This is a genomic window from Zobellia nedashkovskayae (genome assembly GCF_015330125.1).
Lineage (GTDB): Bacteria > Bacteroidota > Bacteroidia > Flavobacteriales > Flavobacteriaceae > Zobellia > Zobellia nedashkovskayae.
The window spans coordinates 1,345,703-1,370,851 of the sequence record NZ_JADDXR010000002.1; the positions used below are offsets into that span (position 1 = coordinate 1,345,703).

Sequence of the window (25,149 nt, forward strand, 5' to 3'; positions counted from 1 at the left end):
TTTATTTCCAACTTATTCTTTTTCCCACCAATTTTGACTATTGATGTTATCCCCTCCAATTCGTTCTGCAGCAGTCTTATAATTAACACTATTAGTTGCTTGCTCAGATTCAGGATACAAATACCGAACGGGATATTTATTATTATTTAAGTTGTCCGGACCTGGTTTTAAACTGGGAATGCCTGTTCTGCGAACATTGAACCAAGCTTCATGTCCATTTGCAATTAAACTAAACCACTTTTGCGTCAAAATTTTATTGAGATTATCTGTACCGTTTAGTGCAACTGTTTCTTGTGACAAATACGTAACCGGTAACTCAACAGTATAATACTCAAAACTTGCCACAATGCCCGCCTCATAATATGCCTGTACATCACCTGAAATAAAACCTCTTTCTGCAGCTTCGGCCAAAGCGAACTGCACTTCGGAATATTGCATAAACTGTGCATCTACACCATCGGGTACATCCCTAAAAATAGCACCGAACAAAGAAACGTCATTTAAATCAATTCCCCTCGCGGCAATTGTTTCGCGACCTTGGCCATTCTGTAACCCCTTAAATTCCGGAACACCATTATTAACACTGGCCTGAGTAGGCTTGTATAGTACATTAACCCTTGGGTCGTTCCACAATGTTAATACCGAATCTACCGTGGTGGTCATACGGTGTTCTTGATATAAGCCCAAGGCTGATAATGTCATTGGGTATTGATTGGGTGCTGATGTCAAATATGGCAATACTGCATTATCTGCATTTGATTGCATCAGTTTACCTGAAGAGGCCAACGCCTGAATCTCTGAATAATCAGTTAATCGCTTACTGATACGCATGAGGTAACGCAAACGTAAAGAATTGGCAAAACGCATCCATTTGTTCAAGTCTCCGTTAAAAAGTACATCGCCATTGATAGTGGCATTAGAATTTTCTAAAGTAATAGAAGCCTGTTCCAACACTGCCAAAATACCAGTATCAGGGTTTGTATAAATACGCTCTTGGGTGTCATAGGTAGGTGTAAACTGACCCTCTAGTGCATTTACGGCATCTGAATAAGGAACATCTCCCCACATATCCGTAAGTTGAGAGAATAGAAAACTTTGCATAACATCACCCACAGCATTGTAAGCATCATTAGAACCTTGCAACTCTCGCATGGATTTAATATCGCTCAACAACTGAAAAATCGTATTCCAGTACTCGCTATTCGTACCCATCTCATAACGGTCAATTCGTTCAAATTCTACACTAGCAGCAAATTGTTGGATATAGTTTGCTAGACGAAACCCTTGAGAAAAGGCATTTTGGTCTGCTTCTACCGAAATAATGTTTGACAACAAAAACTGTGGATCCACGGTTTCTGGTGAATTTGGGTTTTCATTGAGCTCATCAAACTCATCAGTACAACTACCTAATAAAACAGTAAAACCAATGAAACTTAGTATATATAGTTTGTTCATTATATTTATTTTTTGAGTTCCTATCATGATTCCCTCGTCTTAAAAATCGGTTTTGATGTTGAATCCGAAACTTCGGGTCGAAGGATATGAAAAGTCTTCCACACCGTAAACGATTCGCTGCCCTTGTAAAGCATTTAGCTCTGGGTCAAAATGGGGGTTTTCGGTGAACAATAATAAATTGCTGCCTATCAAGCCCAATTTTATATTCTGAAAACCGATAGACTTTGATAATTTTTTTGGAAAGTTATAATACAGGCCTACTTGACGCAGCTTAACATACGACGCGCTATAAAGTGCGCTATCTTCATTACCTCGGTCAAAATAATTGTTATAAAATTGACTTGCAGGTACCGAGGTGGTATTAGCAACATATTGCGGGCTATCCACCGTACCAACATTCACTACACCATCACCAATGACTCCGTCTTCGCGACCCACCAAGGTTTCTTGTAAAACACCGGAAGTACTTCCCAATGCTTTTATTCGTGAAACAATAGTTCCGCCTTTTCGCCAATCAAAAAGGATGGTCATATCAATATTTTTATAGGAAAACTTGTTATTAAAACCTATCGTAAAATCTGGGTTGTAATTCCCTAGAAGTCGTAGGTTTCCGTCTTGCACAGGCAGACCATTTGCTCCAAAGACCGTTTGACCATCTACTTCTAGAAAACCAGTACCGTACATATCGCCAACGCGACCATTTTCCCTGGCGATGTAAAAAACGGTATTAGAACCACCTCCACCCGAAAAAATATCGGCAGTACCCGTTACAAACTGATCTACACCATCTGGCAATTTGGTTACTTCACTTCTATATGTAGAATAGTTTACGGAAGATTCCCAACTGAAATCTTCTGAACGAACCACTTCTGCACTTACTAAGGCTTCAAAACCCCTTGTTCGTACCTCACCTCCGTTAACATTAAAGTTTGAAAAACCGCTAGTCTGCGATATAGGCCTTGAAATAATCTGGTCAATACTGGTATTCTGATAACCCGCAAGATCGAATTGAAATCTTCCATTAAAAAACCATGCTTCCAAACCAGCTTCAAGCGCATTCAAACGTTCTGGTCTTAGATTGGCATTCTTTAAAACCGTTTCATTGGTTACCCGAAAACTGGACCCGTAATTTTGATTGAAAACAAAGTTCTGTACGTTTTGATATGGGTCCGTATCGTTACCAACACTAGCTGCACTAAACCTTAGATTCAGGTAAGAAATAGCTTCGGGCAACATAAACATATTGCTTACCACATAGCTAAGGCCTGCAGAGTAATAACCAAAAGAATTACTATCACTGGGCAGTGTACTACTCCAGTCATTTCTATATGTAGCATCAAAATAAAGTGAATTTTTATAGGAAAGGTTCCCACTTGCGTATACACTATTAATACGCTTATTAAATTTCTGACTATCGCCTTTTAACGGTGTTCTTGAATTGGCCAAAGTGTAAATACCAGGAATTGCCAATTGAGAGGCTTCCGAGAATTTATATTGAATGTCCTGATCAAAACGGTTGGCACCTGCAGATATGTTGTATTTCCAATCCTCATTAATCTTATCCGAATAGGAAAATAAAACATCCGTATTCAGTTCCCTAAAACGAACATCATCTTCACGATAGGTACCCAATGGATTTTGGTTGGTACTGACCGCTCTACGGAATTCCCTTTTATCATCATAGGTATCTATACCAGCACGAACGCTAAGGCTTAATTTATCTGTTATATCATAGGTAGCAGAGGCATTTCCTAGAATTCGGTTTTTATTGAAACTGTTGGTATTTTCAAAAACGGTTAAATAGGGGTTTGTTAACCATAAATAGTTAAAATCATAATGTTGAATGCCTTCTTGGCCTGCTTGCCAATAATTTTTTAACGACTCAACGTTGGTGTTTCTACCTGTCCAGTTAAATCCATAAAGCGGGTTTTCGTAGCCATATCCCAAATTGGGCCGATTACCACTTCGAGTATTGATATAGTTTAAAAAAGCTTTTACTTTAAACTTTTCATGTACATTTTGGTCTATACTAAAAGCCAACCCGTTTCTTTTTAAATCGGTATTGGGTACAATACCGTCGTTCTTTAAATTCGTATATGATAATCGTGCACTTCCTTTTTCTCCACCTGTACTAATAGAAATATTGTTCTGGTAGGTTACCCCCGTTTCAAAGAAATTCCGAACATTGTCTGGTCTTGATTCCCAAGGAGTACCCGTTATATCTGTAAACGAACCGTCAGGTCTGGTACGAGAAATGACATCACCTGCACGCACTGGATTTCCATCAATATCTACCGAAGGACTGTCAAACTGAGCAATAAGTTGTCCTTGATCTAGACGTGGACCATAACTACTAATTCCGCCATCGTTTACACCTGCACCTATTCCATTCTGAAAAGCATACTCACCATTAGAACCACCACCATACTCATTCTGATAATCAGGCAAGGTCAATAAGCTTTCCACCGTTAACGTGCTATTGATGCTTATACCAAGTCCCTTTTTCTTTCGGCCTCTTTTAGTAGTAATAACAACTACACCATTTGCTGCGCGCGCGCCATATAAAGCCGCTGAACCGGCTCCCTTTAGTATAGAGATAGAGGCTATATCATCTGGACTTATATCCGCACCGCCATTACCAAAATCTACTTCTTGTAGAGCTCCATCATTTACTAGGTTACTGGTTATCTGCTCATTGCTGATGGGGACACCATCAACCACAAATAAAGGCTGGTTGCTACCGCCCAAGGAATTCTCACCTCTAATAACAATTCGAGATGAAGAACCTATACCAGATGAGCCGTTCGTGATCTGAACTCCAGCTACGCGACCAGCAAGACTGTTCACCATATTCGTAAGTGGCACTTCTGTGAGTTGTTCTGCTTTCACAGTGGTTACTGCAGAGACTAACGATTGCTTTTCTCGTTCAATTCCTAATGCAGTAACCACAATTTCATCTAGTTGCTCGGAAGAAAGTTCTAGTGTAATTACCTCAGGTAAGCTTCTGTTAACCGTTGTAATCTCTTTTGTTATATATCCTATGGATGCAATACTGATCGTAAAATTTGTTGCTTCGGTCTGTATCGTAAAAAATCCTAATTCATCCGATACTACATAATTATTAGAACCTAACTCGTTCACCGTGGCATAAGGCACAGGTTGGCTATCGGTATCCATTAATTTTGCAGTGTACGAATTGGTTTGGCAGTATGCCAATACTGTACATAGCTGCATAAGCGCTATTATAGCTATTTTCATCAAAATTCAATAAAGGGTTGTTATTTGTTTTGCGAAAAGGAAAATGCCATAATATTATAACAATCCTCTTCTAACCTATGTAAGGCTTAAACTATGCTGCTAAAAGAACTGCAGGCGGACCTCTTAATTGAGAAGAAGATGAATAATTATCTGAAAAGAAGAATATTTTTGAGTGAAAAGCACGGTTTGTAAAGACCGTTAAATGATTTAAGATGAAGTCTACTAAAGTAACATCATCGGAACTATATAAAAATTGATGTAAGCTATGAGCGCTATCAATATCAGAAAGTTTACCAAAATAATGTGCCTTCGCTTTTATCCAGAAATCACCCTTAACCAGCGTATTGAACAAACTAGATTGCAACCAAGGCAAAGCCTTAAATTCCTTTAGATTGAAGAATTCGCGACGCATTCCCAATAAATACACCCCTCCATCTGTTGAAGGACCAATGACCAAGTCATTATGTTGTATGCGGTCAATAGCCTGCTCAAGTACTTTAGCAGTTAAATCTGGGGTATCATTACCTATGGACAGCACTTTAGTGTACCCTAGGTCAAAAAGCTCTTGAAAAGCATTCGCATACCGTTCTCCAAATGAGGTTCCTTTCTGTAGGCTTTCGTCTATTACAAAAACATCGGCCTTTGTAGAGGTGGCAATTTCGTGGGTACGGTTGATAAGGATTTCAAAAAACCCTTTAGAGGATTTTTTGTTGCGTTTGCCAAAAAGCGACTTCCGTTCTGACTCCAGCTTTGCCGAAAGCGAGAATATCAATATCGCAGTATCCTTATTTTTTTGCCCCATCTAACAACTTTCGTCGTAATAGTTTTTTAACCTTACTTCACTTTTGGGTGCAAGATACTAAAGAAGTGATATTCAATTCATGTCCCTGTGTATATTTTCTTACATCTCTGTGGTGTGTTTATTGCATAAAAGCCGATTCTTCTAATGACATACAACCAATTTAAGCTCGGTAATCGACACTATTTACCGACTATGTGGTTTGTACGTCACTCGTTGAATGACCACATATTAGCCAATTTGGTCCTTTTATCGAAAAATTTGGTCGCATGACCCCTCTTCTCGAACATAGCATTCATTGCAGGGGTTATTTGTATGAGACCCAACGGTCTGTTTAACCCAAATTTGAAATTATGACCAAGAGCTTAAAACGTATGGCTACCATGCAAAGAATGCAAGTAACAGGATTAGAATATTTTTACAAAAACGGATACTATAACACAAGTATTGATGATATATTAAAAGAGTTGTCCTTATCTAAGGGTGCCTTCTATTATCACTTTGATTCAAAGGAGGATTTCTTCGTTCAGATTATTGAAAATCTATTGGTAAGAAAAATGTACAGTCAGCTTATTGAGCCTATTGAAGGTCATGACAATACATTAGATCTTATTACGCAATGTTTTGAAGAGGCTTTAGAGACTGCGGTTCATAATGAATTCGACTTTGGTTTTGTGCTGAGTAACTTTATCAACGAGTTTAACGGTAAGAACGAAACTATAATGAAGCACCTGAACGATATTCTTCGTATTTGGGAGGTGAATTTAGTATCTGCCGTACAACGTGGCAAATTTAATGGTCATATTGATAGACATGTAGATAGTGAAGGTGTTGCCGTTTATCTTATGAGCTCTTACATAGGTGTTAGAACCTTAATGGTAGAAACAGCTCCTAGTGCACGTAAGTACAGATTTATGTCTCAATTGCGTCAATATTTCAAATCTTTAGAGCCTAAGACAGCAACAGTATAAAACCGACTTATACTTTATCTAAAACGAGTTGCAGTTTGTTTACAATGGTTTCTGGTAGAATAGTACGCATTGCCATTTCATAACCCTCTGGCATTTTATTACCATATACCGATGTTGGAATGAGAGGGAATTTTTCCCGGTCGGAACAAAGAGCATTATCCATATCCTGACCAAACGGATAAAACCCAGCATACGGATGGGTAACTCCCCAAATTGTAATTACGGGAATACCGTACATAGCAGCCAAGTGTGCATTGCCACTATCCATAGACAACATGGTGTCTAGGTTTGAAATTAGGGCAAGTTCGTCACTAAACGAAAGTTTACCAACCATACTTAAACAGTTATTAAACTTTCTATCAAAAGCTTCTAACTTTTCCTCTTGAATAGGACCGCCACCAAAAAGAAATATTTTATACTTTCCGGTATCATTAAGCGATGTAATAACCTCTTCCATTAATTCTAAAGGGTACGTCTTCCCTTCAAACGCTGCAAAAGGGGCTATCCCGATCCATTTTTTTGAATCTGAACCAATAATTTTAAGAGCATCTTCCGACAGGGTTTCTTTAGGTAACACCGAATCTTTTGATAAATCTATAGAAAAACCTAATTCCTGAAATACATCTATATAACGTTGGTGGGTTGTTTTTAAAAGTTGGAAAACTTTAGAAGTACTTTTGGTCAGCGCCTTTTTTTCAGCTCTACCTTTATCAATCTGCTGAACCGGAATTTTACCATATTTAAAATACCGCTTCAAAACTTTGCTTCGCAGTACATTATGCAAATCGACTACAGCATCAATTTTTAATTTTCTGAGCTCTCTATATAGCTTCCACAATCCAAAGGCACCCTTATGCCTTCCTTTTACATCAGCTTCATAAACCGTAACATTTGGCAGTGTATTGAACATTGGACTGAAAAATTTCCGCGTAAGTACGGTAATTTTCAGTTCGGGATACTGTTTTGTTAAAGCAATAAGCACAGGTACGGTCATTGCAACATCGCCCATGGCCGAAAGCCTAATGACTAATACGTGATGTGGTTTATTTTTGTCCACGGAGAACAGGGTTCATCTCATCGTCATTATACATCTTCATCTGCTTGTATACTTTCATATACTTGTCGCCAGCCTCAATATCCGCTAACAATTGGTCTATTGCAGAAGATAGGTCTTTAAGTTGCTCAAGCAGTACATTCAGTTTCTGAGTACATTTTTCAATATGCACAACAGAGGCATCCGTTCTGCCAACCTCTTCTTGCATATGATAGATTTTCAATGATAAAATTGAAAGCCTATCTATAGCCCAAGCAGGGCTTTCTGTATTTATGGTAGCACCTTCCTTAACCTTAACGTCTTTATATTTATCGAAAAAATAACCATCGATAAACTCTACTAAATCGGTTCTGTCTTGATTACTTGCGTCGATTTTTCTTTTTAAAACCAGCGCGTCAGTAGGTACAATTGCAGGATCACGAATAATATCTTCATAATGCCATTGAACCGTATCTATCCAGTTTTTACGATAGAGCAAATGAGCAATATCATCTTTAGGGTAGGGGTTTGTAAAAGACTGATAAACATCATCCTTAACATGATATTTCTGAATACTTTCCGTAAAAATAGTATAGGCGAACTTGCTGAACATCTTTTATTGCTTTAGCGCAAAGTTATTCATAATTATTTTATCGCAATGGCAGTCATCAGTACCAAAAATGGAATAATTACTGCGGCCATGAGTATAATCTCGCGAATATTGGCTCTCCTTAACGACTCAATATACTTGGTCATAAAAACAACGGCAGGAAAGAAAGTTATCATAATCGGATACACATTGTCTGAAAGCAGCAGTATATTTAAAACTAGACCTATGATAAAAGAAAGGGCTATTAAGCGCATGGTAATTACTCTTCCGAACCCGGCTTTTCCCAATTTCAAAAAAGCCAAAAGACCAGCTACAAAAGTGGTCAATGCGAATAAAACAAGTTTTGTGCTATGCCCCCAATACGAGAAGTATGTGATATTAAGTGAGACCGTAAACTTATAATGATCGGCGAAAAAACCTTGGGTGCCAGATAGAACCAAAACACATTCTGTAATCATAAGCACGGTAAAAATGGCGGCAAACGGCACCAACCAGTTTCTAATATTCTTTGGTTCATAAAAATATATGGCGGCCAATACTAAAATTAAAAACAACAAGGCCCAATCATAAAAGAGACTTGAAACCAAAACCCAAATGGTAGCATCAAAAATTTTGAACTTAATCTCTTTTAACGACCTAATACTAATGAGTCTTCTAGTGGCCAACAATAGGAAAAAACTGCAAAAAATGGCATTAGAATCTAGAAGTGTTTCCGGAAAGACAACCATTAACAGTCCATAAAAAAGAATAGAAAAAGAGTTAGCGCCCGTAACCTTATTACGCTTCACTATAAAATTTACTATGAAAATGCTAAAAAATAGAACTGCCAATATAGACATCTGCCAAAATGTTTGGCTCATGCTATAGATTCTATCGAACATAGAAAAGTGTACGAACCAATAGAAAACAAAGAGAAACGAAAGAATTATTATGTAGTTAATTGGCTTTGTCTTGCCAAAAATGATTGATATCATTTGAAAAATTATCTAAATTTTCACCGGTCGGTATTACATTTTAATCACTTCAAAGCCGGAAACCAAATTTAACAAAAGAACCTATAGCTTTTATCCTTAATCCTATTTTGATAGCACATTCAAATTAACAAACTAATTCATCAAAATTAAAATTTAGAAAGTTCCTAAGCTTTTTATACTTTTGCAAGTGTAAATATAGCTAAGATGACATCATTTTTTGAAGGAATAGGAGATTTGTTCGTTAACCATTTATTTTGGCCATTAGATCAGTTGCGTCATATGCACAGCTGGTGGGGCGCCAATTTTATAAACTGGACTCTTGCTGCAATTGGTTTTGCCGCTTTTGTTTATTGGATGCTGCAACTTAAAAAATTTAGCGACAATGACGAAGAAGATAAGTCTGTCTCTTCTCACTCTTACCTATAAACCTTTTCAAGTTTATTGATAACTTACGTTAAAGACATTGGATTCCTTCTTTTATAGATCGAATCCAATGTCTTTTCTATAGTTCATGTCCTGGAACTTGATATTTTCTATGTTCTTGTAAGATGTAGCCAATGCTTCTTTAAAATTATCTCCAAAGGAAGTCACTGCCATTACCCTACCGCCGCTAGTTACAACTTTACCTTCTTTTAATTGAGTACCAGCGTGAAATACCAATGAATCTTCTACTGAATCAAATCCGGTAATTTCTTTACCCTTTTCATAAGCCTCAGGATAACCTCCCGAAACCAACATAACGGTAGATGCCGTTCTTGGATCTAGCTCTAAGTTTATATCATCTAAAGTTCCATTGGCAACAGCCTCAAAAACCTCAACCAAATCATTTTTTATTCTAGGGATAACCACTTCCGTCTCTGGATCACCTAAACGTACATTATATTCTATAACCTTAGGTTCATCGCCAACCTTAATCAAACCGATGAATATAAAACCTTTATAGGGTAGATTGTCTTTTTTAAGACCCTCTACGGTAGGCTTAACAATACGCTGGTGTATCTTGTCCATTAAAACCTCATCAGCGAAAGGAACCGGCGAAATAGCGCCCATTCCCCCTGTATTTAGTCCAGCATCGCCTTCACCAATACGTTTATAGTCTTTTGCAGTTGGTAAAACCTTATAACCACTACCATCTGTCAAAACAAAAACACTTAATTCAATACCGGCTAAAAACTCTTCTATAACCACAGTAGTACTGGCATCACCAAATTTGGCATCTACCAACATGGTTTTCAACTCTTCTTTGGCCTCTGCTATATCTTCAAGGATAACAACTCCTTTACCTGCTGCTAGTCCGTCTGCTTTTAATACGTATGGAGGTTGTAAGGTTTCAAGAAAATCAAATCCTTCTTGAAGTGTCTCCGCAGTAAAACTTTCATAAGCTGCGGTAGGTATATTGTGCCTAATCATGAACTTTTTGGCAAACTCCTTACTTCCTTCAAGTTCTGCTCCTGCCTTTTGCGGCCCTATTACGGGTATATTCTTTAATTTCGAATCATTGAGGAAGAAATCATGAACACCATTTACTAATGGGTCTTCAGGACCAACTATGACAATATTTACGTCATTCTCTAGAATAGCATTCTTTATACCTTCAAAATCATTTACACCAACTGGTATATTAGTAGCGATTTTTGAAGTACCCGCATTACCAGGTGCAACGTAAAGGTTCTTTAGTTTTGGACTTTGGCTAAGCTTCCAAGCAAGAGTGTGCTCGCGACCGCCAGCACCTAAAATAAGAATATTCATGTTCTAAGGTTTGCGCAAAAATACGTTTTGAAGTGGAATTTTAGGTATTGAAAATATATTATTGACGGAAAAGTTCTCAAAGACCTCGTAATAGATAAAAACTTAACTACTATAAACTGTAGAGAACAGCATTTAAAAAACTTGAATTAACAAATCTTATTCTTCAATATTTTCTTCTTTATCCTCGGGTTTTTGGCGGTCTTTTTTTCTTTTAGAAAGATTAGACTCTTCTACTTTAGATTTTATTCGATCAACCTTTCTCTTTATAAGTATCTTTTGCTTTAGGGTCGCAAAATTATAATTGTACTTAAAGAAGATATAACCTAAAACAATAACCACAGAAACCAACATGATTACCATACCCATGTTCTTTGCCGTGCTACCTAATACAATAAACAGCATTACAAAGAGCAAATTAAAACAACCAATAATAAAACTAGCTTGCTTATGAGAAAGGCCCCAATAGTCAATTAGGACATGATGCGTATGATTACGATCAGGTGAAAACGGACCTTTTTTGTTTGCTATTCGAATAGTAAATACTCTAGCCGTATCAAAAAGTGGAACAATCAAGATACTAATAGCAATCAACGGAGCATTTTCAAGAAGAAAAGGTAACTCTGTATATGATGTTGGCCTTAAGGCCAAGAATTTCAAAGTCAGAATGCTAATAATCAAACCAACCATTAGCGACCCCGTATCTCCCATGAAAATCTTTTTATCCGAAGACAAATTGAAGCCCAAAAATGCCATAAGGCTAGCATTCATAGTGATACTAATCAGTGCAAAAAAATACTCTCCAGTCATATAAAATATGGTGGTGTAAATTACCATTATTACAATACCCACAACGGATGCTAAGCCATCTATACCATCAATAAGATTATAAGAGTTTATAATAGTGAGCATCATAAACCCAGCAATAATCAAGTATAAATAGTATGGTATTTCATTTATATTCAAAAATCCGTTAAGGGAGTGTATGGTAAAACTAGGGTTAATAAGAATAAAAATTATAGCAAACACTTGAGCCAAAAGTTTGGCGCCAGGGGAAATCACTACTAAATCATCTTTTAGTCCAATTATAAAGAGTATCGTAAGTGCGGGTATTATGTACATTGCCTCATCGAATAAATCACGATCCCTTATAACGAAAAGAGCTAACACGAGTACGTAAAAAAATGCAACCCCTCCTAAAGTCGGAGTTCTAGAAGAGTGGGAACTACGGTGGTCAGGGTCATCCATTAACCGCTTATGTTCAACTACACCTATAATTTTTGGTATTGTTAAATAAGTGAGAAGAAAAGCTCCTATAAATAATGATATGGCAGTTTCTAGAAAAAACAAATCTTAAAATTTTAAGTATTCCATTTAATAAAGTACTTTACAATTGAGCTTAAATGTATCAAGAGCAGCTTAGGTTTTTTCTTAGAATCATAGGCCGAATGATGATAAACAGTTACTAAGGGGTAATACAAAACATTATATCCTGCTTCATGAACCTTTCTGCATATGTCCAAATCCTCCATATACATAAAATATCGTTCGTCAAACCCTTTAATCTTAGTAAAAACATTGGTATCAAAAACCTGAAAACATCCAGAAACAGCCTCTACATTCATTGGTTTATCCAGCGGCCCGTTAAGGTAATTTCCTTTCTTGAACGTGTCTTTGAATATATTTTTAATTCCAGGAATCCTTCTTAAAAAAAAATCATAGATTTTGGGGAATCTACGAATAGATAATTGAAAACTACCATCAGGATAAAGTATTTTGGGAGCAATAATTCCTACTTTATCTCTATTCACTATTTCCTTTATTAACTGAGGAATGGTGTTGGGCTCAAAATATGCGTCTGGATTCAAAATTAAATGAAATTTAGATTTTGCCTCCAACTCCTCCAAAATCCAGTTGTGTCCTTTACCGAATCCAATATTTTTACCCGTATGAATATATGTTATTTCATCGGAGACAAAACACGTTCTAAACGCATCTGTTTCACTATTATCTACTAAATATAGCCTTTTCTCGAGCGGTACGGACAAAAAACTATCGACTGCCTGCCTAAGCACTTTTTCGTTATTATTATAGAGAACTATCGCCGCCGTTAGCATGTATTCGGTTTAAGTAAAGATGGGAAATAAAGATACTGTTAAAAATTGCAAAGAACAATATACCGTGGTTGCGGCTTAAAACATTTTCAAAAAGCATACTCGAAATTACAATAATTAAGAAGGAGCCGTACAATATATTCTTACTACTTATTGCAATTCCAATAAAAACATAAAACATATAAAGTAGAGCAAAAAAAGCAATTAGACCACCCACTAAGTAAACGTGTAAAAAGTAGCTGTGAGAGTTGTATTCATCTAGTTGGTATACATTTGTATCATACCGTGAATAACACCTGTTTAATTGGTCTTGAACATCACCTATACCAACACCCCATATTGAGTTCATTCTAATTAAATCTGCAGCACATTGGTATATGCCCACTCGTATATTTATTGAATTATGGCGTTTACCAATTGGTGGAGCTAATTCGGTCTGCTTGAATTCATCTATGAGTCTAGATGAAATGAATTTAACTTTGGTTAGGCCGAAGGCAATTACGCCCATAAGAGCAATACTAAAAATTAATTTTTGATTGGTTTTTTTCATCCTTATTAGCCAAAAAAAAGAAAGAAAACCTAGCGACAAAATTGCGATTCTTGAAGATAGCAGTACAATTGTAAAGAGAAATAAAGTAATTGCTAAAACAATTATTACCCTGTATATTATTGAGTTACTGATTTTGAAATGGTAAAAAGCAATGCATATAGCAAAGCAATACCATAACGAAATATATGTTGGATGCAATGCTTCGAATTTTAGTAATAAAACCGCCTCACGAAATGGCATATTGTAGAAGCTTATTTGATCAAGACTATTGAAAAGCTCTAGTTGAATAAAATTGTATTGGAGATATATTACATGTAACAAACACCCCACAAAAAAAAATTTACAGAGATTGAACATTTCCCTTTTTGAAAGACCATTCATAAAAAAGAACAGTAGTAAGGGAAAAATAATCATGGGTAGAATATGCTGCAAACCCTTTACACCAAATGAAATATTATCAGTATATACTAAACTCATGACAAAAGGAAAAAACAATAACGTAGCTTTAAAAAAAACAGTTTTATTAGCAGATAACCTAGAGCGAAAAGAGATTCTACTATCAGTGTCTTTTAAACTTTCATAAAATGATGCTAGAGCTAGAATAATAATTGCATACGAATTCCAATGAACTTGGTACAAAGGAAAAAGAACTACTAGGCAAAGGGCCCAATAGCTTAATTTTAAATTACCGATTCTCATTCTCTAAAATCAAATTAAACAATTCAGGCCAACCTTCGGTAAAAGGTTGCCTAACATCTACCTTTCGATTTTTTACAAAAATAGGCTGGTTTTCAAGAATGCCAATCATTTTTGATTTTAACTCTTCTGGATTATTAATATCAAAAAAACTTACTTTATCGTAATTACCTAGAGTTTCTTTAGCGTACGGCAAATTAGCGAGTAAAATTGGCTTTCCTGTAGATTTAAACTCGGTAATCGGTAGTCCCCAAGTTTCAAGTTTTGATGAAAATATCAAACAATCTGCTTTAGTATAGTAATTCTCAACCTCATCTCTAGATAAAAGACCTAAAAAAACAATGCCAGGCAGATGCTTATACTTATTTACAATTTCAGTTGCATAGCTATTGAGTTCTAAGTTCAGCGTTAGATAAACCTTTATCTGATTACGATAACCTTCGGACATTAATGAGTACGCTTCACAAATAATTTCAAAATTTTTGAAAGGTCTAGGAAAGCTTGGATAAAAGAACTCCAATGGTTTATTTGACGTATCTACACCTATTTGATATTGATCTTTATCCAAACTATTAATGACCACATGTGGATAGGCAACAATTACATTGCTTAAGCTCCAATTACTAATAAAATAGTCTCTAAGCCAACTTTGTTGAACAATAACATAAGTATTCTTTTTAATATTAATACCGTATAAATATTTATAAAACTTAGAAAAAAGGTAGGCTTTCGTATTTTTATACCAATCTGTTTTTTTTGATTCGTAAAAAGGAGAAGGGTTATGACAATAGACGAACCTATTCTTACATTTTACATTAGGGGACATGTCGTGTAATGAAACCCAAAAATCTGGTTTTAGTTTAATGGATAAAAAGTAAAAATAGATGTACTCATAATACATGCGTATTAACCAAGACTTTTTAGAATAAGGAAATGCGATCAATTCAATATTGTCAAACGACAGCAATTCTTTACTATTAACAAGTGCAATAACTCTATAATTCGCAGCAAAATTCTGAGACAACTCAGCCAAACTTTCTTTTAAAATGGACAAGGGGCCACCAGAAGTAAAATTAATTGCCGATACTACAATTGTCTTCTTCATCTAAATTTTAATCAACTCTTGTATAATAAGATTCTATTATTTTTTAATTAGAACCCATTTAGAGGTTTCCGAATCATACCTTTTTATAGGTCTTGCAGGAGCACCTGCAATTATTTGGTTCTTTTCAAAAACTCCAGAAACAACTGAATTTGCTCCAACAATACATCCTTCACCAATTTTAGTTCCCGGAAGAATAGAAACATTTTCACCCAACCAAGTGTTATCTCCAATAAAAATAGGTTCTGCTATACATTTCCGGTCTTTTGGTGCCAATAAGGGACTATCCTGTACCTCTCCCTTGTAATTGCCATGATTATGGTCAATAATTAGAACATTACTAGCTATTAGAACATTATCACCTAATTGTACCTTAGCTATTACACCTATGTGAACGTTAAAATTCAAACTTACATTATTCCCTATAATGAGTTCTGGAGTGCCCATTTTAGAGTGAATTTCTGATCTCACAAAACTTTCATCTAAAACCTCTAGTCTTAGATTAGGCCCTGATCTAAAATTCTCGCCAAAAGAGATATGCTTTTTTCCGACAATGTACGCAGGTTGCCTTATAAGTCGAACTGCTGAGGGAAATAAAAGCTTGCTGAAAACCATATCTCTTATCAAACGACATACGTCAAGAAAATAATAATTTTTAAAAAGTCTTATAATCTCTTTCATTCTCTACAATAGCATTTTTCAAATAATAATATAACAGTAAAAATAAAACAAACCCCAACGATGTATAATGCCCTTGTCTTAAAAGGCGTATAAGTACTAATACAAAAATACCATTACTTACTGCCCACAAAAAACCAGATCCATTAGCAACTACATTAAATCGCACCCTTTTATTGTAAAGGTAAAGACAAAAAAAGAAAAGTCCGATTAAACCTGTTTCCGCCAATAGGCGAAAGAGCAGACTGTTCGCATCTTTTTTATTCAATTGATAACGTTCTCTAACAGGAGATTCTGGAATTACTTGAGTTATATATTTATCATAATCATATTCATAAGAACCTAAACCAGTACCCCAAAATGGGTTTGTATAAAATGTCTTTTGAGTAACTCTAAAATTACTATAAAGCGCATATGTACTTAAGTTTGTCTTATTAATATCGGCAGTAGTAGGGTACTCTTTAAAGAAAAGTTCAATAGAATCGTCTACTCGTTCTTTTACATCAGGCATTTGATAGAGAAAAAAGCTTGTAATTGGCACCAATAGTATCAAAACAGCTAGATAGTGCGGCTTTTTTAGTATTGGGAACTTACCAAACACGATGATTAATAACGATATTAACAAGCCTATGAAACCAACGGACGACACCGAAAGTAAAAAAGCGATCAAAATTAATAGTGCTTGAAATCTGCTTATGGTTTTATGTATATTGAAAAATCTAGCTAATGCTACAAATAAAGCTGGCATCATGGCATAAACCAAAAAAGAAGGCTCTTGAAACCAAGCTTGAGCCCGATTTTGAATGAATGAAAAATTTCCCATTTCAAAACCTAGATATGAGAAATCTGCTCCATAGTGAAACCCTATCATTAAGGAGGCAAATTGCACGAAAACAACTAAAACAAGAATATTTATTATTGAAAAATAATCTTTTAAAATCTTTTCAAGGTTAAAGCTATATGCATTTAATAACAGATAAGAAAAGAGAACGTTTAAGCCTAACAAGACTATTTGTTTTATGTAACCTGAAATACCCCCTCCATTTATCAAGGGCACTAAAAAGAGTGCGACCACAACTATACTAGTAGTTACAATCACACTTACTGTAATTCTTAACTTGCGGTAGGAAAAGATATAATAAATAATAAAAGCAAAGTAAATCAGGTAATTAAGCCGAAAATCAAAACCTAAATTGAGCGGTAGGTAAAGGTTATCCAGAAAAACGAAAAAAAAAGCCAATTTGTTGATAAAATCTCGCATATATTGACTCATTGATAACTCAAAACTCTTTTAACACCATGTTTTAAATGAGCCATATAATAATCTAGTGTTGCAATTGTTTTAGATAAACCCCCTGAAGTAGTTTTTGCTTTATATGTTTCCTTAAAAGCTTTTACTACTAAATTATTACTTATCCCCCCAGCTTCCATATGAACAGTTGTCTTATATATTTTTAGAGTTCTTAATTCACTTTTTGCCCTAAGCAGCAATTCGTAATCGCCACAAATTTTATAATTGGTATCAAAATGTCCATACTCAGCAAAATACAGTCTGTTATGAAAAGATCCAACATGCGCTATGCACATATAACGCTGAAATTTTTTCCATGACCAAACCCCATCAATTGTCATAATCTTTACCTTACCTTTTACATAATCAACATTTGAATACAGAAGATGAGGTGCATTCTCTTTCGGTAAAGAAATAATTGATTCTTGATATTGTGTTAATGCATCCGGTAGGTATATATCATCCGATCCTAAAAAAGAAATCCAATCGCCAGTTACTAGTTTCAGACCCTTGTTCCAAGCATCGTAAATACCGCCATCGGGTTCTGAAAGCCATTCAAAGGAAATCTTTCCTGTTTTAAATTTCGGCTCATACTCCTTTATTATATGTATTGTTTCATCATTTGAGCCGCCATCTACAACGACACACTCAAACGTACTAATTTGTTGGTCCAAAAGTGAGTCTAATGTGCGCCGTAACGTTTTTTCGCTATTAAAAGTTGCTATTATTACGGATAAGCTTATCATACAAATATTTGGAGTTTTATTTGTTACAAACTCTATTGTAGAGCTCTATAATGTTACTTGTATTTGTTGTAGACAAAAACCTGCCAATTGTATCTTTATAAGCTGCACTACCCATATCCTTCAGTATTGATCTTTCATTGATAACCTCGTAAATGTAATTAGCTAGTTCTTCATGATTTCCGGGAGAATACAAATAACCTGTAACCCCATTCTTTATAATCTCAGGGTTAGCCCCCGAATTGGAAGCGATAACCGGAATTTTTCTAGCCATATACTCTACAGTAACCCTTCCAAAAGCTTCTCTTTTAGAACATACAATTCCAAGGTCGAAACCTTTCAACAAATTATCTATATTATTTACATAACCAAAGAACTTAACATGATTGCTCAATCCGTTTTTTTCAACAAAATCAACTAACGACGGATAATAATCGTCCGGGCCATCACCAATAAAATTTAACATGAAGTTGGATTCCTTTTTTTCTTTTAACAGATATAAGCAAGCCAAAATCGCCTCCATTTGATTCTTGTTTTCAGTTATAACTCCGGTAAAGCACAATTGTAACGGTCTGTTTTCGTTGTTTTTCTTTACTAAATCCGGCTCAACTTCTACTCCGTTGTAAATAACTTCGATTTTATCAGGGTTTATATAATCTTTATAATACTCTTTTATAGCTTTTGAAATAGCAATTACCACTGTTGCGTTGCGAGTAAAAAACTTACCCGCTTTAACAATACCTTGAAAATACTCCGCATTAAAATCTGGCTTTCCAAATTCACGAATATGCCAAATATGGGGCCTGTTCATTTTCTTTGATAAATATCCTCCCAGATTGCAAATACTTGTGTTGGTATGAATAATATCAAAATGGTTTTTTCTTAAATTTAAAGCAATGAGCGGGAATTGGCAACAATTCAGAAAATGCTTTATTGCTGCCTTAAACCAAGTACTATTAATATCCTGCCAGTTATAGAACTTATATATTTTATAAGGTATTTTATTTTTAACCAATTCCTTAACAACGGTTCCATGCATTGGTATAATGACCAATGGTTCTACATCATGTAGCTCCCGCAACTCACAAATAAGTTTTAATAAAGACCGGTTAGCCCCATAAAATCCTGCATAATGAGTTATATAAAGAACTTTCATATTAAAAGATATTCCCTGTTCACTTTTAAATTTCCACTTCCTGCCAAATCCTATTCCACATGGTTTCGGCCTCAATTGTTAATACCATTTTTCTTTCCACCAGCACTGATTTAACCGCATTGAGATTGGTTCGAATGTCGTCAATTTTTTTTAATTCTTCATTCCACTCCCCATCTACTGCCAAAACGGTATTATGTTGGCCAAAATCTTCAAAAAGCATCTGGTATTTATGATTCCAGCTGGTAGATAAACAAGGAACTCCTTGATTAAGAGCACTAGCAACACCATGAAACCTAGAAGAGACGACCATTCTAGAAGCTCCTATTACCCCTTTTACCTCAGTAGCCGTAAGATTGTTGACTACAGTTAGAGTATTGCCATGACTCTCGTTTATTTGCTTACATATTTCTAAATCGCCGGCTCCTTCATGGTTAAGCAAAAACACCTCTTCACCACTATTTTCTAGATGTACGATAATTTCTTTAATAAAATCACCATAATGCTTAGCCGCATTTTTGGTGTGGGTAATCATCTTCTTGTTAGGAATAACACATACTTTATTCCTTATGGACTCATATCTTTCAGGAAAGGTTCCCTTTACTAGAAGAGTAAAATCAGGATAAAGCCAGAGCTTTTCTTTGTTCGCCCCAGCATCGGCAATAAATTTATAGGAAATTTTTTCCCTGGCTATTATTATATCTACATAGTCATTGATGATTTTCACCATTCGCTTCCCTTGCTTTGTTTCGAATGGACCAAAAGCCTGAGGCAATAATACAATCTTTGTACCTTGGTTTTTAAGATTTTTATAATAGCGTTCTAAAATATCTAATCTTTCTTTAGTATAACCCCATTGATCGGAAAACTGAAAGCCAGCCCCATCAAGTACCAAATCTATATTTTTAGATGCGTATTTCGAAGTAAAATAAGCGTATGGTAAACGTAACCTTCGTAAAATTGCGGAAGGTATCCTACCCTTCTCAACAGCCCGTCTTCTCTTTACATTTTTATTCTGGAGAAAAATAGGCAAACCTACTTCTATCTCATTTGGAATATATAATATCTCTGCAGCAGGTATTTTCTTGATTATTTGCTGATAAATAGCGACCAACATTAACTCGGCCCCCTTATTCAGTGTATTAGTACCATCAATCTGAATTTTCATTAGTATAAATTAATTATAGGTTCTAATATAGTCTAGGTCTCTTTTTTCTGAAAAGGCTACTTTTCCTTCTGGGTCTGCATATCCTACGGCCATACACATAATAGTACGCTGATGCTTCTTTAGTTTCAATGTTTTTTCCATTTGCCTTTCCAAATACTCTACATCAGGCCAATTTATACTGCAACTACTCAGGTCCAACGTTTCCAATGCCAACATAAAAGTCATATTGGCCAACGAAGCATCAATATAAATTACATGACGATCTCTTTCATCAAAATACGCGTCCAAATTCCCAATAACCACCACCATCATTGGGATTCCCTTCTCATACCCCCTAACTCCACCTGGCAACGCAGCCACTTTTGCTAACAATTCTGGGTCATCTATAACCCTGTATTGGTAAGGTTGTCTATTGCACGCGCTAGGTGCCTGATTAGCAGCAAGGATAGCTTTGTCTACCAATTCACGAGGAACTTTTTTATCCAAAAACCAACGCACTGATCTTCTATATCTGTTCAACTTATAAAAGTCTTCGAAAGAAATTTTGGGTTTCATTTCCTGTATTCGTAAATACGGAATTTTTTTATCTGTATTTTTTTTAGGATTAAATTCTAATGAGGGGTAACTCTCTATGTGGGAACTAAACTTCAAGGATAAATTATGAACTAATTCATTATCCCCGGAAGTTAAGAAGTATTCCGAGAGCACATCATGAAACCATTTGTATTGCGCATCTTCCAGCATCATTTCCGGTTTCCAAATATTTACAAAAGCATCTACAGTTTCGCCTATGTAATCCAAGGCATACACTTTCCGCCTTGGACGCATGAGCAGTCCTTTTTCAAGCCTGTGGGTATTTCTTATAAGTGTGTATATATTTTCCTTATCAACCTTAAGTTGCCTTATATGCGCAACTTTTCCCTGAATGACCGCATGTTGCTCTCTTCGAAACTTAGATGAAAAAAATAGGTAATATACTGTTGCCATGAATGGTGAGCCCATAAAATACCTAGGTAAAGTTTCATTCTTGAAATCAAGCAGATTTCTATATATTTTGCCAAGAATTTTCTTCATTAAACAAGGGTTTAACCAATTTTTTTCGTTAGTTCCATTAGATTTTGTTTTTCTAGCTTAAAAATAAAGCCCAAATATACTAGGATATATATCACAAACAGAATGATATTGTTTTCAAAACCAAGATAATTCCTAGCCAAAACAACAACAAGTGCCGAAATACAAATCGCTAGGATAATATTTTTAATGGCGCTCAGCACTGCTACTACGGATAGATTTATTTCTCTTTTTAAAACGATAAGGCCAATAGATACAAGTGCTATTTTATTTATTAGTATCGCTATAGCCGCACCAATTAGGCCATAATATGTTATTCCAATATACAAACAGGGTAAAAGTACAAATATGGTAAGACCCATGATGATTTTCATTTCTAATTTTGGCTTGCCAATTCCTCTAAGAAGAGAAGTAAATGAATTTACCAGTAAATGTACCATCATTGCAAACGCAAGAATTTTTAGCGGCATGATACTATTTAGCCATCGTTCACCAAAAAAACCGTTTATAATTTCGTCCCCGAAAAGGATTAGAGCGGTCATCATTGGATAAATTATAAGTGCGTTGATATTAATTATCTTTAAAAAATAATTTCTCAATTTCTGCTTATCGTCTTGGCTTTGAGAAAATACCGGATACATAACGCGGTTTAGAACGTTACTTATTATCTGTCTAAGGTTTTCCGTTAAGGAAAATGAAAGCGAATAAGACCCTAATAAACTGGCTCCCAATATTTTGCCAATCAATAAATTATCTATGTTATACGTTATGGTACTAAAGACACTCGTTCCCGTTGAATAAGCACCAAAGCCAAAAATTTCATTAAAATGTTGCCTGTTCCACTCCATTACTGGTTTCCATTTCGTACTAAAATAAAGTAATGGTATTGGTAAAATCGAGGATAAGACTTGATGCACGACAAGTGCCCATACCCCAAAATCATAATATGCCAGAACTATTCCTGCCGTACCCGCAATTAGTGCAGATATATTGTACGATTTGGCAATTTTTTTGAAATCCATAGCCCGAGTCAATTTTACCACATGAATCAAGCCTAAGGGCTTTACAAGAATGCCTAAACTTAGGAGAGGTACAATTTGTACTAACTTGGGTTGCTCATAAAAATATGCGGTAAAAGGCCCCACTATAAAGGCCATAATAAGAAATACCATTAACCCCCAAACAATACCGCTCCAAAATGCAGTATTATATAAGGCAACACTTTCTTCAGTTGACTTTCTTTGAATAAGAGCAGCACCCATACCCAATTCCGAAGTAGCTTCCGCTACGGCAATAAAAACTGTACACATAGCGACAAGACCAAATTCCTGAGGGAGTAGTAATTTGGCCAAAATAAGTCTGACAGAAAACCGAAGAAAAGTATCTAGAATGACCTGAATACCGGCCCACTTAATACCAGATACTATTTTTTTTGATTCCAAAGGTTCACTTATTCTGTGGTGCGTTTAAAAAAATCATTCAGACTTTTAGTCCAATGAGATGTTTGAACCCCCAACTTATTTTTAATTTTTGACTTATCTAAAACACTATACATAGGGCGTTCGGCTGCTGTTGGATATTCACTTGTCGGAATAGGTTTAACTTTTACATTTTTATCACTCTCTTCAAAAATTGCTTTTGCGAAATCGGACCAACTTGCTTGGCCTTCATTGCTGAAATGATACAAACCAAACTCTTTAATGTCTTCAGAAATAATTTTCATTATAACTTTCGCCAAATCTTTAGCATAAGTTGGTGTTCCAATTTGATCACATACAACGTTCAATTCTTTTCTTTCACTTCCTAAACGCAACATAGTTTTCAAAAAATTATTCCCATATTCAGAATAAAGCCATGCTGTTCTTAAAATAAAATATTCTTTCATGGTAGAACTAATTGCAATTTCCCCATCGCGTTTTGTGCTTCCATATATATTAAGTGGTGCAGTGCCGTCTTTTTCATTATATGGTTCGGTCTTTTTCCCGTCAAAAACAAAATCCGTAGAAATCTGAATAAGTACCGAATTGTTTTCTTTACAAGCTTCTGCCAGGTTTTTGGCCCCATTAGTATTAATTGCTTTCGCTAATTTTTCTTCAGATTCAGCTTTATCAACGGCAGTATAAGCCGCGCAATTTACGCAATAGTCTACAGTATTAGTTTCAAAATATTCGGCTATTTGCTCTTTTTGGGAAATGTCTAATCCCGCCGAATCCATAAAAACAAACTCTAGGTTATTATAACCTTCCGAAAGCTCTTTAACGCAAGTAGCTAGTTGACCTGAACCACCAGTAACCAATATGCTTTTCATAATGAAGCATTTTCTAAAGAAGGTAGTACAAGGTCTTTCTCTGAAATAATTAAATCATCGTGAGGTAAAATCCAGTCTATATTAAGCGATCTATCGTTGTAAATAATTCCACCTTCAGCGTTTTTATTATAAAGATTATCACATTTATAAAAAAACTCTGCGGTTTTACTTAGAACAACATAACCATGAGCAAACCCTCTTGGTACAAAAAGCTGTTTTTTGTTTTCGGCACTTAGCTCTACAGCTATGTGTTTACCAAAAGTTACGGAATCCTTTCTAACATCAACAGCAACATCTAAAACTTTGCCCTGAATTACTCGAACCAGTTTTGCTTGAGCATATTCCCCTATCTGATAATGCAAACCTCTAGCAACACCTATGGTAGAAAAAGCTTGGTTATCTTGTACAAAAGTTACTTTTCTCCCTATGATATCATTAAACATTTCAGAATTATACGACTCCATAAAATATCCCCGATCATCTTCAAAGACCTTAGGTTCCAAAATAAAACACCCTTCTAATTCAGTTTTTGTTACTCTCATTAATCTTTATCTAAAATTCCTAAAAGATTAGTTCCATAACCGCTTTTCATAAGGGGTGCAGCAAGTTCTTTAAACTGTTCTTTATTTATAAATCCCATCTCATACGCTGCGGCCTCAATAGCGCCTATTTTAAGCCCTTGTCGTTCCTCAATAACCTCTACGAATTGAGATGCCTGCATGAGCGATTGAAATGTTCCGGTATCAAGCCATGCTGTTCCACGATCTAAAATACTTACACTTAGTTTTCCCTTCTCAAGGTAGACTTTATTTATATCGGTTATTTCAAGTTCACCTCTATGGCTTGGGGTTATGTTTCTAGCAATTTCAATAACGTCATTATCATAAAAGTATATACCAGGTACCGCATAATTAGATTTTGGTTCTAAAGGTTTTTCTTCAATACTGATAGCTTTTCCGGTACTGTCAAATTCGACTACTCCATATCTCTCTGGATCGTTTACACGATAAGCATAGATAATCCCTCCGTCCGGGTCATTGTTTGACTGTAATAATTTGGCTAATCCTGAGCCATAAAATATATTATCTCCTAAAACTAAAGCTACTTTATCCTTTCCCACGAAATCAGCTCCAATAATAAATGATTCTGCAAGACCGTTTGGGTCATCTTGCACTGCATAAGAAAACTCACAACCGAACTTTTTACCATCTCCTAAAAGGGTTTCGAACAATGGAAGGTCTTTAGGTGTTGAAATAATCAATATTTCCCTTATCCCTGCATACATTAATGTAGAAAGTGGATAATAAATCATGGGTTTATCATAAATCGGCATTAGCTGTTTACTTACGGTTAAGGTAAGTGGATGTAAACGGGTTCCTGATCCACCTGCTAATATTATTCCTTTCATTGTGTTGCGTAATTTTTACAA

General features: G+C 35.6%; 23 protein-coding genes. 2 read left to right on the plus strand and 21 right to left on the minus strand.

Going from position 1 to position 25,149, the window contains the following annotated elements; all coding sequences use genetic code 11:
- Positions 1–12: 12 nt before the first annotated feature.
- From IWB64_RS05810 to IWB64_RS05820, 3 genes are all read right to left on the minus strand, one after another.
- On the minus strand, positions 13–1,455 hold the full coding sequence (locus tag IWB64_RS05810; protein WP_194533107.1) for a SusD/RagB family nutrient-binding outer membrane lipoprotein: 1,443 nt from the start codon (positions 1,453–1,455) through the stop codon (positions 13–15).
- A 39-nt stretch (positions 1,456–1,494) separates the two neighbouring features.
- A complete protein-coding gene (locus IWB64_RS05815; protein WP_194533108.1) occupies positions 1,495–4,713 on the minus strand; it encodes a SusC/RagA family TonB-linked outer membrane protein in 3,219 nt (1,072 codons plus the stop codon).
- Positions 4,714–4,804: 91 nt separating this feature from the next.
- Complete coding sequence (locus IWB64_RS05820) at positions 4,805–5,515, minus strand: TIGR04282 family arsenosugar biosynthesis glycosyltransferase (RefSeq protein WP_194533109.1); 711 nt, start codon at positions 5,513–5,515, stop codon at positions 4,805–4,807.
- A gap of 350 nt (positions 5,516–5,865) precedes the next feature.
- Here IWB64_RS05820 and IWB64_RS05825 point away from each other — a divergent pair, with 350 nt between their 5' ends.
- Positions 5,866–6,483: a TetR/AcrR family transcriptional regulator gene (locus IWB64_RS05825; RefSeq protein ID WP_194533110.1), complete on the plus strand. Its 618-nt coding sequence runs from the start codon at positions 5,866–5,868 to the stop codon at positions 6,481–6,483.
- Positions 6,484–6,490: 7 nt separating this feature from the next.
- Here IWB64_RS05825 and IWB64_RS05830 read toward each other — a convergent pair whose 3' ends face one another.
- The 3 genes from IWB64_RS05830 to IWB64_RS05840 are packed head-to-tail and all read right to left on the minus strand — an operon-like array spanning position 6,491 to position 8,986.
- Entirely contained in the window at positions 6,491–7,492 is a 1,002-nt protein-coding gene (locus tag IWB64_RS05830) for a glycosyltransferase family 9 protein (protein ID WP_194535820.1), read from the minus strand.
- 34 nt (positions 7,493–7,526) lie between these two features.
- Positions 7,527–8,129, minus strand: coding sequence for a DUF4254 domain-containing protein (locus IWB64_RS05835; protein WP_194533111.1), 603 nt, complete (start codon positions 8,127–8,129; stop codon positions 7,527–7,529).
- Positions 8,130–8,161: 32 nt separating this feature from the next.
- Entirely contained in the window at positions 8,162–8,986 is an 825-nt protein-coding gene (locus tag IWB64_RS05840) for a hypothetical protein (RefSeq protein ID WP_226975817.1), read from the minus strand.
- A gap of 318 nt (positions 8,987–9,304) precedes the next feature.
- On the opposite strand from IWB64_RS05840, the gene IWB64_RS05845 reads away from it, so the two are divergent.
- Positions 9,305–9,526, plus strand: coding sequence for a DUF6341 family protein (locus IWB64_RS05845; RefSeq protein ID WP_194533113.1), 222 nt, complete (start codon positions 9,305–9,307; stop codon positions 9,524–9,526).
- 51 nt (positions 9,527–9,577) lie between these two features.
- On the opposite strand, the gene purD is transcribed toward IWB64_RS05845, so the two are convergent.
- The 15 genes from purD to rfbA form a co-directional block, all read right to left on the minus strand.
- Entirely contained in the window at positions 9,578–10,849 is a 1,272-nt protein-coding gene (gene purD / locus IWB64_RS05850; protein ID WP_194533114.1) for a phosphoribosylamine--glycine ligase, read from the minus strand.
- Between the two features lie 156 nt (positions 10,850–11,005).
- Positions 11,006–12,196, minus strand: a complete 1,191-nt coding sequence (locus tag IWB64_RS05855) for a glycosyltransferase family 4 protein (protein WP_194533115.1) — start codon at positions 12,194–12,196, stop codon at positions 11,006–11,008.
- A gap of 11 nt (positions 12,197–12,207) precedes the next feature.
- A complete protein-coding gene (locus tag IWB64_RS05860) occupies positions 12,208–12,963 on the minus strand; it encodes a glycosyltransferase family 2 protein (RefSeq protein WP_194533116.1) in 756 nt (251 codons plus the stop codon).
- Positions 12,935–14,209 (minus strand): O-antigen ligase family protein, encoded by a 1,275-nt coding sequence (locus IWB64_RS20575; protein WP_317171956.1) that lies wholly within the window; start codon positions 14,207–14,209, stop codon positions 12,935–12,937. Before IWB64_RS20575 ends, IWB64_RS05860 begins: the two co-directional genes overlap by 29 nt.
- Positions 14,196–15,311 (minus strand): glycosyltransferase, encoded by a 1,116-nt coding sequence (locus IWB64_RS05870; RefSeq protein WP_194533118.1) that lies wholly within the window; start codon positions 15,309–15,311, stop codon positions 14,196–14,198. The genes IWB64_RS20575 and IWB64_RS05870 overlap by 14 nt, the downstream gene beginning before the upstream one ends.
- Positions 15,312–15,347: 36 nt before the next feature.
- Positions 15,348–15,989 (minus strand): DapH/DapD/GlmU-related protein, encoded by a 642-nt coding sequence (locus IWB64_RS05875; RefSeq protein ID WP_194533119.1) that lies wholly within the window; start codon positions 15,987–15,989, stop codon positions 15,348–15,350.
- Positions 15,964–16,857 (minus strand): O-antigen ligase family protein, encoded by an 894-nt coding sequence (locus tag IWB64_RS05880; protein ID WP_226975818.1) that lies wholly within the window; start codon positions 16,855–16,857, stop codon positions 15,964–15,966. The genes IWB64_RS05875 and IWB64_RS05880 overlap by 26 nt, the downstream gene beginning before the upstream one ends.
- Before the next feature lie 398 nt (positions 16,858–17,255).
- Entirely contained in the window at positions 17,256–18,023 is a 768-nt protein-coding gene (locus tag IWB64_RS05885; RefSeq protein ID WP_194533121.1) for a glycosyltransferase family 2 protein, read from the minus strand.
- A gap of 16 nt (positions 18,024–18,039) precedes the next feature.
- Positions 18,040–19,176, minus strand: a complete 1,137-nt coding sequence (locus tag IWB64_RS05890) for a glycosyltransferase family 4 protein (RefSeq protein ID WP_194533122.1) — start codon at positions 19,174–19,176, stop codon at positions 18,040–18,042.
- 25 nt (positions 19,177–19,201) lie between these two features.
- Positions 19,202–20,341 carry a polysaccharide pyruvyl transferase family protein gene (locus tag IWB64_RS05895; RefSeq protein ID WP_194533123.1) on the minus strand — a complete coding sequence of 380 codons (1,140 nt, stop codon included), beginning with the start codon at positions 20,339–20,341 and terminating at the stop codon, positions 19,202–19,204.
- A 9-nt stretch (positions 20,342–20,350) separates the two neighbouring features.
- A complete protein-coding gene (locus IWB64_RS05900; protein WP_194533124.1) occupies positions 20,351–21,415 on the minus strand; it encodes a nitroreductase family protein in 1,065 nt (354 codons plus the stop codon).
- An 11-nt stretch (positions 21,416–21,426) separates the two neighbouring features.
- Positions 21,427–22,854: a lipopolysaccharide biosynthesis protein gene (locus tag IWB64_RS05905; protein ID WP_194533125.1), complete on the minus strand. Its 1,428-nt coding sequence runs from the start codon at positions 22,852–22,854 to the stop codon at positions 21,427–21,429.
- Positions 22,855–22,862: 8 nt separating this feature from the next.
- The gene (gene rfbD / locus IWB64_RS05910) at positions 22,863–23,720 is read right to left on the minus strand and encodes a dTDP-4-dehydrorhamnose reductase (RefSeq protein WP_194533126.1); all 858 of its coding nucleotides are present in this window, start codon (positions 23,718–23,720) and stop codon (positions 22,863–22,865) included.
- On the minus strand, positions 23,717–24,262 hold the full coding sequence (rfbC, locus tag IWB64_RS05915) for a dTDP-4-dehydrorhamnose 3,5-epimerase (protein ID WP_194533127.1): 546 nt from the start codon (positions 24,260–24,262) through the stop codon (positions 23,717–23,719). The genes rfbD and rfbC overlap by 4 nt, the downstream gene beginning before the upstream one ends.
- Positions 24,262–25,128: a glucose-1-phosphate thymidylyltransferase RfbA gene (rfbA, locus tag IWB64_RS05920; protein ID WP_194533128.1), complete on the minus strand. Its 867-nt coding sequence runs from the start codon at positions 25,126–25,128 to the stop codon at positions 24,262–24,264. Before rfbA ends, rfbC begins: the two co-directional genes overlap by 1 nt.
- Between the last annotated feature and the right edge of the window lie 21 nt (positions 25,129–25,149).